12 protein-coding genes are annotated in these 13,246 nt (G+C 59.6%); all 12 read left to right on the top strand.

Annotated elements, in window-relative coordinates:
- Positions 1–53 precede the first annotated feature (53 nt).
- The gene (locus ACA057_RS07850) at positions 54–983 is read left to right on the top strand and encodes a ketoacyl-ACP synthase III (protein ID WP_497347257.1); all 930 of its coding nucleotides are present in this window, start codon (positions 54–56) and stop codon (positions 981–983) included.
- Between the two features lie 253 nt (positions 984–1,236).
- Positions 1,237–2,682: a flagellin N-terminal helical domain-containing protein gene (locus ACA057_RS07855; protein ID WP_497347259.1), complete on the top strand. Its 1,446-nt coding sequence runs from the start codon at positions 1,237–1,239 to the stop codon at positions 2,680–2,682.
- Positions 2,683–2,756: 74 nt separating this feature from the next.
- Complete coding sequence (locus ACA057_RS07860) at positions 2,757–3,107, top strand: flagellar protein FlaG (protein WP_497347261.1); 351 nt, start codon at positions 2,757–2,759, stop codon at positions 3,105–3,107.
- Between the two features lie 81 nt (positions 3,108–3,188).
- Positions 3,189–4,574 (top strand): flagellar filament capping protein FliD, encoded by a 1,386-nt coding sequence (gene fliD / locus ACA057_RS07865; protein WP_497347263.1) that lies wholly within the window; start codon positions 3,189–3,191, stop codon positions 4,572–4,574.
- A gap of 155 nt (positions 4,575–4,729) precedes the next feature.
- Positions 4,730–5,119 (top strand): flagellar export chaperone FliS, encoded by a 390-nt coding sequence (gene fliS / locus ACA057_RS07870; protein ID WP_497347265.1) that lies wholly within the window; start codon positions 4,730–4,732, stop codon positions 5,117–5,119.
- A gap of 24 nt (positions 5,120–5,143) precedes the next feature.
- Positions 5,144–5,440: a flagellar protein FliT gene (gene fliT / locus ACA057_RS07875; RefSeq protein WP_497347267.1), complete on the top strand. Its 297-nt coding sequence runs from the start codon at positions 5,144–5,146 to the stop codon at positions 5,438–5,440.
- A 172-nt stretch (positions 5,441–5,612) separates the two neighbouring features.
- The gene (locus ACA057_RS07880; RefSeq protein ID WP_497347269.1) at positions 5,613–7,088 is read left to right on the top strand and encodes a sigma-54 dependent transcriptional regulator; all 1,476 of its coding nucleotides are present in this window, start codon (positions 5,613–5,615) and stop codon (positions 7,086–7,088) included.
- Between the two features lie 128 nt (positions 7,089–7,216).
- The gene (locus ACA057_RS07885) at positions 7,217–8,422 is read left to right on the top strand and encodes a sensor histidine kinase (protein ID WP_497349836.1); all 1,206 of its coding nucleotides are present in this window, start codon (positions 7,217–7,219) and stop codon (positions 8,420–8,422) included.
- Between the two features lie 5 nt (positions 8,423–8,427).
- Positions 8,428–9,813, top strand: a complete 1,386-nt coding sequence (locus ACA057_RS07890; RefSeq protein WP_497347271.1) for a sigma-54-dependent transcriptional regulator — start codon at positions 8,428–8,430, stop codon at positions 9,811–9,813.
- A 285-nt stretch (positions 9,814–10,098) separates the two neighbouring features.
- Positions 10,099–10,428 (top strand): flagellar hook-basal body complex protein FliE, encoded by a 330-nt coding sequence (gene fliE, locus ACA057_RS07895; protein ID WP_401358327.1) that lies wholly within the window; start codon positions 10,099–10,101, stop codon positions 10,426–10,428.
- A gap of 15 nt (positions 10,429–10,443) precedes the next feature.
- Positions 10,444–12,231 carry a flagellar basal-body MS-ring/collar protein FliF gene (gene fliF, locus ACA057_RS07900; RefSeq protein WP_059407568.1) on the top strand — a complete coding sequence of 596 codons (1,788 nt, stop codon included), beginning with the start codon at positions 10,444–10,446 and terminating at the stop codon, positions 12,229–12,231.
- Positions 12,224–13,243 carry a flagellar motor switch protein FliG gene (gene fliG / locus ACA057_RS07905; protein WP_007948903.1) on the top strand — a complete coding sequence of 340 codons (1,020 nt, stop codon included), beginning with the start codon at positions 12,224–12,226 and terminating at the stop codon, positions 13,241–13,243. The genes fliF and fliG overlap by 8 nt, the downstream gene beginning before the upstream one ends.
- The last annotated feature ends 3 nt before the right edge of the window (positions 13,244–13,246 follow it).

Raw genomic sequence — 13,246 nt, forward strand, 5'->3', positions numbered from 1 at the left:
GCCCTCGATTCAGCGAGCGGCGATATTCAGCTGTTTATTATTGGGAAGCCATAATGATTGGCATAAAAAACATAGCGAGTTACGTGCCGGCAGCCGGGGTTGACAACTACGCCCAGGGTGCAAAGTTCGACAAGGACGAAACCTTCATTCTTGGCAAGATCGGTTCGGCGTTTCTGCCGCGCAAGGATGCCGATCAGGAAACTTCAGACCTGTGCGTCGAGGCAGTCAATGCACTGTTCGCCGCCAGCCCCGAACTCAAGCGTGAATCCATTGATTGCCTGATCGTCGTCACCCAGAACGGCGATGAAGAAGGGCTGCCGCACACCTCGGCAATCGTCCAGGACAAACTGGGCCTGCCGACCCATGTGGCTGCGTTCGATATTTCCCTGGGCTGTTCCGGCTACGTGTACGGCATCTATGCCCTCAAGGGGTTCATGGAAGCGACGGGGCTGAAAAACGGCCTGCTGGTCACAGCTGATCCGTACTCGAAGATCGTCGACCCGGAAGACCGCAACACCACCATGCTGTTCGGTGATGCCGCCACCGCGACCTGGATGGGCGAAAACGCCGTCTGGCAACTGGGCAAGTCGAAGTTCGGCACCGACGGTTCCGGTGCGCCGCACTTGAAAGTCAGCGACGGTGTGTTCTTCATGAATGGCCGCCAGGTCTTCAACTTCGCGTTGCTGAAAGTCCCGGCGCATTTGCACGAGCTGCTGGATGAGTCGAATTTGCAGGCGGGCGATATCGATGCCTTCTGCATTCACCAGGGCAGCGCAGCCATCGTTGATGCCGTGGCGCGCCGCTTCGAAGAAGGTGAGCCGGAGAAGTTCGTCAAGGACATGCTCGAAACCGGTAACACGGTGTCTTCGAGTATTCCGCTGCTGTTGCAGAACCACGTGTTCGACTCCAAGTGGACCCGTGTGGCCATCAGCGGTTTCGGCGTAGGTCTGTCGTGGGGCTCGGCGATTCTCTACCGCGGCTGATCGGCTGTGCAGCAATAGATGCAACAAAAACCGCCCGGGACGCAAGTTCCCGGGCGTTTTGCGTTTTACTGGCGCCGAATTTCTGGCTCCAAGGCCTTGAAACTAAAGGGCTGGCAAGCTGCCACTAAAAATTTGCAAAAAACCCCTCAAGCAAAGCCTCTTCACGACGATAACTATTACGTAGGTTCTCTAGGCCACACCCGACGGATGTCAGGGCCGGAAGCCGCAGTATCCATCCAACGAGGATTTCGTCATGGCTTTAACAGTAAACACCAACCTTGCATCGTTGACCGTTCAGAACAACCTGAACAAAGCTTCCAACAATCTGCAAACTTCGATGCAACGTCTGTCTTCCGGCCTGCGTATCAACAGCGCTAAAGACGATGCGGCCGGCCTGCAAATTTCCAACCGTCTGACCAGCCAGATCAACGGCCTGGGCACTGCCATCAAGAACGCCGGTGACGGCATCTCCATCGCGCAAACTGCTGAAGGCGCGATGCAGGAATCCACCAACATCCTGCAGAAAATGCGTACCCTGGCCCTGGCTTCCGCGAACGGTTCGCCAAGCGCTGAAGACCGTAAGTCGAACAACGCCGAGTACTCGGCTCTGACTTCCGAACTGTCGCGTATCGCCAGCACCACTACCTTCGGTGGTCGTAACCTGCTGGACGGTTCTTTCGGTACTACCGCTTTCCAGGTCGGCGCTAACGCCAACCAGACCATCAACATGACGCTGGGCGACGTATCGGCTAACAACATCGGCTCCCAGCAGCTGAAAAGCGTGGCCATCGCGCCAAGCCTGGCCGGTGTAGTCGGCGGTGCAATCGCTGTAACCGGTGGCGGCCAAACCGCTAACATCACTACCGTCAACGGTCAGTCTGCCAAAACGACTGCTTCCCAGCTGAACGGCGTTATCGGCGGCCTGTCGGCTACTGCCAGCACTGAAGCCAAGTTCACTGTCAACACTGCTGCGATCACCGGTGCTCTGCCAGGTACCGCGAACTTCACCATCAAGGTAGGTTCCGGTGCTGCAGTCAACATGGTCGGCGTAACCGACACGGCTGGCCTGGCTGACCAACTGAAGTCCAACGCTGCCAAACTGGGCATCAGCGTTAACTTCAACGCCACCACCAACAGCCTGGAAGTCAAATCCGACTCCGGTGAAAACATCACCCTGAACGCTGGTGACGCCAGTGCCATCGCCGGTATCTCGGTTCAGGCCAAAGACGGTTCCGGTAACTACGGCGCTGGCGTTGCTGCCGCTGCCACTGCCGTCCAGGTGACCGGTGCTGTTTCCCTGAACTCCACCTCTAGCTACTCGATGAACGGCGCGGGTGCAACTGGCCTGTTCGTGGCTGCCGGCACTACCGTCAGCTCGGCTAAAACCGTGGTTAGCAACACTGACGTGACCACTGCTGCCAACGCACAGAACGCTGTTGACGTGATCTCGCAAGCGATCGCCAACATCGACTCCCAGCGTGCTGACCTCGGTGCCGTACAAAACCGTTTCGACAGCACCGTGTCGAACCTGCGCAGCATCTCGGACAACTCCACTGCTGCTCGTGGCGTGATCCAGGACGTCGACTTCGCTGCTGAAACTGCTCAGCTGACCAAGCAACAAACCCTGCAACAGGCTTCCACCGCGATCCTGTCCCAGGCTAACCAGCTGCCATCCGCTGTACTGAAGCTGCTTCAGTAATATCAGCGCTTGGTGACTGACGGAAGGGCGCGTTTACGTGCCCTTTCGTCTTTTCCGTGATGAGGAGATTTAGCATGGACATGAGCGTCAAGTTGAACCTGTCTTATCCAGCCGTTGCCCCACAGGGCGCAACGCCGACCGTCGCTGCCAAACAGGAACAGCCCAAGGCTGAGCCCGTCGCGAAATCGGGCGCCGAGCCCAAGCGTGACGACCTGGAAAAAGCCGTGACCGATATTCGGGAATTCGTCCAGGCTGCCCAACGCAAGCTGGATTTTACGATTGATGATTCCACCGGCCGGGTCGTGGTCAAGGTCATCGCCACTGAAACCGGTGACGTGATTCGCCAGATCCCTTCGGAAACTGCATTGAAGCTTGCACAGAGCCTGACAGACGCCAGCAGCTTGCTGTTTGACGCCAAGGCCTGAGCTGGCATGAATTTTGTTGCTGTCGTTGGCTAAGGCGCTTTTAGTCAAGAAATCGACAGCCACCGGATAAGGAGAGAGATGATGGCGGGTTCAACGGTTAGCGGTATTGGTTCGAACATCGATACCCAGGCGATCGTGAAGTCTTTGGTGGATTCCGAAAGGGCGCCGAAGCAGACACAGATCAACAGCCAGACGCTGAAAGCGACGACCTCGCTATCGTCGATCGGTAAGATCCAGGCTGCACTGGACGCCTTCCGGGGTGCGCTGGACAACATGAAGACGACCGCCAGTTTCAATGGCCTGACCGGTTCGTCCTCCGATGAAAAAGTCGCCACGGTCACCACCGGTAATGGCGCGGCGGCCGGTAGTTTCTCGCTGGTGGTCAATCAGTTGGCCACGGCGTCGAAGATTTCATCCAAGGTTTACGCAGGTGGCGCTTCGACGGTGATCAACGCCGGCTCGGTGCCGACCACGCTGAGCATCAAGCAAGGTAGCAACACGTTTGACGTGAGCATTCCTGCCGGCTCGACGCTGCAGCAGGTTCGCGACTCGATCAACTCGCAGTATGCGAACCAGGGCTTGAGTGCCAACATCCTGACCGACGCCAGCGGCTCTCGATTGGTGATGACGTCGACCACTACCGGTGTCGGATCGGACCTGACCTTGACGGGCAATTCGGGCCTGGAAACCGGTACCTCGGTCCTTGCCGCGCCGCAGAACGCCAAGTACACCCTCGACGGCCTGGTGATGGAATCCAAGACCAACACCATTGCCGACGCTGTGAGTGGGGTTACCGTCAAGCTGACGGGTGTTTCTCCAACCGCGGCCGGTGCTTCTGCGCCGACAGCGAGCACCATCACCGTCGCCGCCAGCAGCTCGACGCTGAAGTCTTCGGTCAAGGGTTTTGTCGATACCTACAACGCGCTGATCAAGGCGGCCAACGCCGAGACTCAGGTCACCACCAATGCCGATGGTTCGGTCACCTCCGGCGCCCTGACGGGCGACGCATCGCTGCGTTCACTGTTGAATTCGGTACGCACCGAGCTGAACTCAATGTCGGGCACCGGTCAGATGAAGGCGTTGTCCCAGTTTGGCGTTCAGACAGACCAGAAAACCGGCACCCTGACCATCGACGACAAGCAATGGGATACGGCGGTGCTGACCAATGCCGCCGACATCAACGCCATCTTCACCGGCGATACCGGATTGCTGGCGCGTATGAAAACCGCGACTGACAACTTCGCCCTGAGCAAGACCGGTGTTTTCGCGGCGCGCTCGGCCAGTCTGAGCGACAGCCTGAACGACTTGAAGAAGCAGCAGGACACCCTCGATTCGCGGATGACCAGCCTGCAATTGAGCCTGACGGCCAAGTACACCGCCATGGATTCCCTGGTGGCCAGGCTGCGGGCGCAGAGCGACAGCATCATGACCACGCTCAATGCGCTGAACAATCCGAAGTCCGACTGATCCGGATCAGGCATAAAAAAACCCAGGCCGGCTGTAAAAACAGCGCCTGGGTTTTTTCTTTGGTAGCGGGTCGGGATTAAAGTTTTGTGTCGACCAGTCGACATAATGATCAGAGCAAACCTATTTTCACTTGTTGTCTGTCACGAGGTAGAAACATGAATCCCATGAGAGCCCTTCGCCAGTACCAGAAGGTCAATTCCCATGCTCAGATCTCTGAAGCCAATCCTCATCGCCTGGTTCAGTTGCTGATGGAGGGTGGGTTGGACCGCATGGCTCAAGCCAAGGGCGCAATGGAGCGGGGTGACATCGCACTCAAGGGATTGATGCTCGGCAAGGCCGTTGACATCATCATTGGCCTGCGTGACGGCCTGAACCCCGAGAAGACCGAGGACCCGGCGTCGCTGCAGCAGCTCGACAACTTGTACGCCTACATGATGACGCGTCTGATGGAAGCCAATCGTAACAACGATGCAGCGCTCATCGACGAAGTATCGGGTTTGCTCGATACCCTTAAAAGCGGCTGGGATGCAATTGCAAATCAATAGGCCTGCGGGTCTGAGGATGGCGCCATGAGTCAAGCACTGCAGCGAATTGAACAAACCCGTGAAGCCCTGGTGGACGCCCTGGCGGCGCGAAACTGGGATGCGATCGGCGAACTGGATGTGGCGTGTCGCGAATGCGTCGATGAGGTGCTGAGCGAGGCGCCGGTCGATGAAGAGGCGGTGCGGACCAATCTGGAACGGCTGCTGGCGGTGTACAAGGATTTGCTGACGGCGACGATGGGCGAGCGCCAGGCGATAGTCGACGAGATGTCGCAGATCACCCATGCGCAGAGCGCGGCAAAGGTTTACCATCTGTTCGGCTAATAATCCCCGGTTAATCCAAACATAGTGCGCCATAAATTTGACTGTGCACGGTTTTTTGACTTAACTAGTGGCTGCTACCAGATTTCAGGCGTCTACAGGCTTAACATGCCTGCAAGCGTCTAGCTTGCCCCCTCATTTCGGGCATTGAGTTGACTAGGGAAGTTGCTATTGCATGTGGCGTGAAACCAAAATTCTGCTGATTGATGACGATAGCGTCCGCCGCCGCGACCTGGCGGTGATTTTAAATTTTCTTGGTGAAGAAAATTTACCCTGCGGAAGCCATGACTGGCAGCAGGCTGTCGGCTCTTTGTCATCAAGTCGTGAAGTGATCTGTGTCCTGATCGGGACGGTCAATGCTCCTGGCGCACTTCCGGGCTTGTTAAAGACACTCTCAACCTGGGATGAGTTCCTTCCGGTGTTGTTAATGGGCGATAATTCTTCCGTTGACTTGCCTGAAGACCAGCGTCGCCGAGTGCTTTCGACCCTCGAAATGCCACCCAGCTACAGCAAATTGCTCGACTCCCTGCACCGTGCCCAGGTCTATCGAGAGATGTACGACCAGGCGCGCGAGCGCGGGCGTCATCGCGAACCCAATCTTTTCCGCAGCCTTGTCGGCACCAGCCGGGCGATTCAACACGTCCGCCAGATGATGCAGCAAGTCGCCGACACCGACGCCAGCGTGCTGATTCTCGGTGAGTCCGGCACCGGCAAGGAAGTGGTTGCGCGTAACCTGCACTACCACTCCAAGCGTCGTGACGCGCCATTTGTACCGGTCAACTGCGGCGCGATTCCGGCCGAGTTGCTGGAAAGCGAATTGTTCGGCCACGAGAAGGGCGCCTTCACCGGTGCGATCACCAGCCGTGCCGGGCGTTTCGAACTGGCCAATGGCGGCACCCTGTTCCTCGACGAAATCGGCGACATGCCGCTGCCGATGCAGGTCAAGCTGCTGCGCGTGTTGCAAGAGCGCACCTTCGAGCGCGTGGGCAGCAACAAGACCCAGAGCGTCGATGTGCGCATCATTGCGGCGACCCACAAGAATCTCGAAAGCATGATCGAGATCGGCACCTTCCGCGAAGACTTGTATTACCGCCTGAACGTGTTCCCGATCGAGATGGCGCCACTGCGTGAGCGCGTCGAAGACATCCCGCTGCTGATGAACGAGTTGATCTCGCGCATGGAGCACGAGAAGCGGGGTTCGATCCGTTTCAACTCGGCCGCGATCATGTCGCTGTGCCGTCACGGCTGGCCGGGCAACGTCCGCGAGCTGGCCAACCTGGTGGAGCGCATGGCGATCATGCATCCGTACGGGGTGATCGGCGTGGTCGAGTTGCCGAAGAAATTCCGCTACGTCGACGATGAAGACGAGCAGATGGTCGACAGCCTGCGCAGCGACCTCGAAGAACGGGTGGCCATCAATGGTCATACCCCGGACTTCACGGCCAATGCCCTGCTGCCGCCGGAAGGCCTGGACCTGAAAGACTACCTCGGTGGTCTGGAGCAAGGGCTGATTCAGCAGGCGCTGGATGATGCCAATGGCATCGTTGCGCGCGCTGCAGAGCGGTTGCGTATTCGTCGCACCACTCTGGTGGAGAAAATGCGCAAGTACGGCATGAGTCGTCGTGACGGTGATGAACAGGCGGATGATTGACGCCTGTTTTTCAAGTCCCTCATTTATAGGTGGTTTTTTTTAGGCACGGGTATTGCTACATCCCTCGCAACGTTCCGTTTAACTGACGGTCAGCCAAGCGAGTGAGCACGATGCCCCAAGCCGCCCAGATGTTTCCTGTCCCTGACGCATCGGGGCAACCGTCGTCCTTAGAACAGGCAAGCCGGCTTGGCCTTGAGCAGGCGTTTGCCCAGTTCAATCAGATGTCGAGCCAACTGACCGACTCCTACAGCATGCTCGAAGCCCGGGTCACCGAGCTCAAGGGCGAGCTGGCGGTGGTCAGCGCTCAGCGCATGCAGGAACTGGCGGAAAAAGAACGCCTGGCCAACCGCCTGCAAAACCTCCTCGATCTGTTGCCCGGTGGCGTCATCGTCATCGATGCCCAGGGCATTGTGCGCGAAGCCAATCCCGCTGCCTGCGAGCTGCTCGGTCTGCCCCTCGAAGGCGAACTGTGGCGCCAGGTGATTGCCCGCTGCTTTGCGCCTCGCGAAGACGATGGTCATGAAATTTCGCTCAAGGACGGTCGGCGTTTGTCGATCTCCACGCGCTCGCTGGATGCCGAGCCCGGCCAGTTGGTGTTGCTCAACGACCTGACTGAAACCCGCCATCTGCAAGATCAACTGGCCCGCCACGAACGCCTGTCGTCGCTCGGGCGCATGGTGGCGTCGCTGGCGCATCAGATTCGTACACCCTTGTCCGCCGCGTTGCTCTACGCCAGTCATTTGACTGAACAGGAGTTGCCCGTCGAGACCCAACAGCGTTTTGCCGGTCGCTTGAAAGAGCGTCTGCATGAGCTGGAACATCAAGTTCGCGACATGCTGGTGTTCGCTCGCGGCGAGCTGCCGCTGACCGATCGCGTCACGCCAAAAATATTGATGCAGTCGCTGCAAGCGGCCGCGTTGACCCATGTGCAGGGCTTGCCGATTCGCTGGCAGTGCGACAGTCACTCCGGTGAGTTGCTGTGCAATCGCGACACGCTGGTCGGGGCGATCCTCAACCTGATCGAGAACGCCATCCAGGCCAGTGCCGGTGATGTGCGCTTGAAGGTCCACCTCTATACCCGCGGCAATACGCTGCGCCTGAGTGTCAGTGACAGCGGCAGTGGCATCGACGCCAACGTGCTGGCGCGTTTGGGTGAGCCGTTTTTTACCACCAAAACCACCGGAACCGGCCTTGGCCTGACGGTGGTCAAGGCGGTGGCCCGTGCTCATCAGGGAGAATTGCAGCTGCGTTCGCGGCTGGGGCGCGGCACGTGCGCGCAGGTCATCCTGCCGCTTTTTTGTGATGAAAAAGCCAGCGCTCAGGGAGCGGAGTGAAGGACATGGGAATCAAGGTTTTACTGGTCGAGGATGACCGCGCGCTACGGGAGGCATTGGCCGATACGCTGTTGCTTGCCGGGCACGATTACAAGGCTGTCGGTTCGGCCGAAGAAGCGCTGACGGCGGTCGGTGTCGAAGCGTTCAACCTGGTGCTGAGCGACGTCAACATGCCGGGCATGGACGGGCATCAATTGCTCAGTCTGTTGCGTGCGCGTCAGCCGCAATTGCCGGTGTTGTTGATGACCGCTCACGGCGCCGTCGAGCGTGCGGTCGATGCCATGCGCCATGGCGCGGCGGATTATCTGGTCAAGCCGTTCGAGCCCAAGGCGTTGCTCGATCTGGTGGCGCGTCATGCGCTGGGCAGTCTGGGCGCGACCGAGCACGAAGGCCCGGTGGCGTTCGAGCCAGCCAGTGCGCAACTGCTGGAATTGGCTGCGCGGGTCGCGCGCAGTGATTCCACGGTGTTGATCTCGGGTGAATCCGGGACCGGTAAAGAAGTGCTGGCGCGCTACATTCACCAGCATTCCCATCGCGCCACCCAGCCGTTCATTGCGATCAACTGCGCAGCCATCCCCGACAACATGCTCGAAGCCACATTGTTCGGGCATGAGAAGGGCTCGTTCACCGGCGCCATCGCGGCGCAGGCGGGCAAGTTCGAACAGGCTGACGGCGGGACCATCCTGCTCGACGAAATTTCCGAAATGCCCTTGGGCCTCCAGGCCAAACTGTTGCGCGTGTTGCAGGAGCGCGAAGTCGAACGGGTAGGCGCACGCAAGCCGATCGCGCTGGACATTCGCGTCGTCGCAACCACCAACCGTGACCTGGCCGGGGAAGTGGCGGCGGGGCGTTTTCGCGAAGATCTTTACTATCGCCTGTCAGTGTTTCCACTGGCCTGGCGTCCGCTGCGCGAGCGTACCGCCGACATCCTGCCGCTGGCCGAGCGTCTGCTGGCCAAACACGTCAATAAAATGAAGCACGCCGCGGCAACACTCTCGCCCGAGGCTCAGGCGTGCCTGATCGGTTATCCGTGGCCGGGTAACGTGCGCGAACTGGATAACGCGATTCAGCGTGCGCTGATTCTCCAGCAGGGTGGTTTGATTCAACCGCAGGATTTCTGCCTGAGCGGGCCGGTCGCCTGCGCGCCGTTGCCGGCATTGGTAGCGGCACCGTTGCGCGCCCTGGAGGTTGACGCGGAATCGGCCGGAGCGCTGGGCGATGACCTGCGTCGGCGTGAGTTCCAGATGATCATCGACACCTTGCGTGCCGAGCGCGGCCGCCGCAAAGAGGCCGCCGAGCGCCTGGGCATCAGCCCGCGCACCCTGCGCTACAAGCTCGCGCAGATGCGTGACGCCGGAATGGACGTGGAAGCTTACTTGTTCGCCACCTGATTCCATTTTGTAGCAGCCTGCCGAAGGCTGCGTTCGGCTGCGCAGCAGTCGTAAAACCTGAACACTCGGTCTTTCTGAAACACCGCGTGGACTGATTTCACGACTGCTGCGCAGCCGAACGCAGGCTTCGCCAGCTGCTACGGATTGCGTTCGGCTTCTAGGGGTGGGCTTTTGTGTAGAGCGGCCACCGAGCTGGCACCCTTGTTGCTAACACCTCACTACCCGCCGAGTGAGTGTCAAAAAATTGCGGGTCGCCAACGACGTAGCTCGTCATAGAGAGAAACCATGAGCCAAGGTATTGAATTCAATCGCTTGATGCTGGACATGCGCTCCATGCAAATGGATGCCATGTCTGCGTCGAAATCGACGGCCGCCGTCCCTCAACTGGCGGGCAACAGCTTTTCCGACATGCTCGGTCAGGCCGTCAATAAAGTGAACGACACCCAGCAGGCTGCGGGTCAGTTGGCCACGGCCTTCGAGATCGGCAAGAGCGGCGTCGACCTGACGGACGTGATGGTTTCTTCGCAGAAGGCCAGCGTGTCTTTCCAGGCGTTGACCCAAGTGCGTAACAAGTTGGTTCAGGCCTATCAAGACATCATGCAGATGCCGGTTTAAGGACGAGATTGAGTCATGGCAGAAGCAATCGCCGATAATGTTCCGGCCAAGGCCACCCCGATAGACGGCAAACCGCCGCTGTTCGGCTTGTCCTTCCTGGAAAACCTCTCCGAGATGACCATGCTGCGTCAGGTGGGCCTGTTGGTCGGCCTGGCGGCGAGCGTGGCGATTGGCTTCGCCGTTGTGTTGTGGTCCCAGCAGCCAGACTACCGGCCTCTGTACGGCAGCCTTGCCGGCATGGACGCCAAGCAGGTGATGGATACCCTGGCCGCTGCCGATATTCCGTACACCGTTGAACCCAATTCCGGCGCCTTGCTGGTCAAGGCCGATGACCTGTCCCGTGCGCGGCTCAAACTCGCGGGCGCTGGTGTCACTCCCAGCGATGGCAACATCGGTTTTGAAATTCTCGACAAGGACCAGGGCCTCGGGACCAGCCAGTTCATGGAAGCGACCCGTTATCGTCGCGGCCTCGAAGGCGAACTGGCACGGACCATCTCCAGCCTGAACAACGTCAAGGGTGCCCGTGTGCACCTGGCGATTCCGAAAAGTTCGGTGTTCGTGCGCGATGAGCGCAAGCCGAGCGCTTCGGTGTTGGTGGAACTGTATTCCGGTCGCTCGCTGGAGCCGGGCCAGGTGCTGGCGATCATCAACCTGGTCGCCACCAGCGTTCCCGAACTGAGCAAATCGCAGATCACCGTCGTCGACCAGAAGGGCACGCTGCTGTCCGATCAGGCGGAGAACTCCGAACTGACCATGGCCGGCAAGCAATTCGATTACAGCCGTCGCATGGAAAGCATGCTCACCCAGCGCGTGCATAACATTCTGCAACCGGTGCTGGGCAACGATCGCTATAAAGCCGAAGTCTCGGCCGATGTCGATTTCAGCGCCGTCGAGTCGACTTCCGAGCAGTTCAACCCGGACCAGCCGGCGCTGCGCAGCGAGCAGTCGACCACTGAACAGCGCACCGCCAGCAATGGCCCGCAAGGTGTGCCGGGTGCCCTGAGCAACCAGCCGCCAGCGCCAGCCTCGGCACCGCAAACCACCGGTGGCGCCACGGCGTCGGCCGGCATGGTGCAGCCGGGCCAGCCCTTGCTCGACGCCAACGGTCAGCAAATCATGGACCCGGCCACCGGCCAGCCGATGCTCGCGCCTTACCCGGCGGACAAGCGTCAACAATCCACCAAGAACTTCGAACTTGACCGCTCCATCAGTCACACCAAACAACAGCAGGGCCGTTTGAATCGCCTGTCGGTGTCGGTGGTGGTGGATGACCAGGTCAAGATCAACGCGGCCAACGGTGAAATGAGCCGCGCGCCGTGGAGCGCCGACGAATTGGCGCGCTTCACGCGCCTGGTCCAGGACGCCGTCGGTTTCGACGCCAGCCGTGGCGACAGCGTCAGCGTGATCAACATGCCGTTCTCCGCCGAGCGCGGTGAAGTGATTGCCGATATTCCGTTCTACTCCCAGCCGTGGTTCTGGGACATCGTCAAACAAGTGCTGGGTGTGTTGTTCATCCTGGTGCTGGTGTTCGGCGTGCTGCGTCCGGTGCTCAACAACATCACCGGTGGCGGCAAAGGCAAACAGTTGGCCGGCATCGGCAGCGACGTCGAGTTGGGTGGCATGGGCGGCCTGGATGGCGAACTGGCCAACGACCGCGTCAGCCTCGGTGGTCCGCAAAGCATTCTGCTGCCGAGCCCGAGCGAAGGCTACGACGCACAGTTGAACGCAATCAAGAGTCTGGTGGCAGAAGATCCGGGCCGTGTGGCCCAGGTCGTGAAAGAGTGGATTAACGCAGATGAGTGATAACCGAGCCGTTGCCGCCAAACTGTCGAAAGTCGACAAAGCCGCGATCCTGCTGCTGTCGCTGGGTTCGACCGATGCTGCCCAAGTGCTGCGCCACATGGGGCCCAAAGAGGTCCAGCGTGTGGGTGTGGCCATGGCCCAGATGGGTAACGTACACCGCGAGCAGGTCGAGCAGGTGATGAGCGAGTTCGTCGACATTGTCGGCGACCAGACCAGCCTCGGCGTCGGCTCCGACGACTACGTGCGCAAAATGCTCACTCAGGCCCTGGGCGAAGACAAGGCCAACGGCCTGATCGACCGGATCCTGCTGGGCGGCAACACCAGTGGCCTCGACAGCCTGAAGTGGATGGAACCGCGCGCCGTCGCCGACGTGATCCGTTACGAGCACCCGCAGATCCAGGCGATCGTCGTGGCGTATCTCGACCCGGACCAGGCCGGCGAAGTGCTGGGCAACTTCGACCACAAGGTGCGACTGGACATCATTCTGCGAGTGTCCTCGCTGAACACCGTGCAGCCAGCCGCCCTGAAAGAACTCAACCAGATTCTCGAGAAGCAGTTCTCCGGCAACTCGAATGCCTCGCGCACCACCCTGGGTGGCATCAAGCGTGCGGCCGATATCATGAACTTCCTCGACAGCTCGATCGAAGGTCAGCTGATGGACTCGATCCGCGAAGTCGACGAAGACCTGTCCGGTCAGATCGAAGACCTCATGTTCGTGTTCAACAACCTGTCCGATGTCGACGACCGCGGTATCCAGGCGCTGCTGCGCGAAGTGTCCTCCGACGTACTGGTGCTGGCCCTCAAGGGGTCGGACGAAGGCGTCAAAGAGAAAATCTTCAAGAACATGTCCAAACGGGCGGCCGAGCTGTTGCGCGACGACCTCGAGGCCAAAGGCCCGGTGCGCGTCAGCGACGTGGAAACCGCGCAGAAAGAAATCCTCACCATTGCCCGCCGTATGGCCGAAGCCGGAGAAATCGTTCTCGGCGGGAAGGGCGGCGAAGAGATGATTTAAGGT

The organism is Pseudomonas sp. LBUM1661, assembly GCF_059695925.1.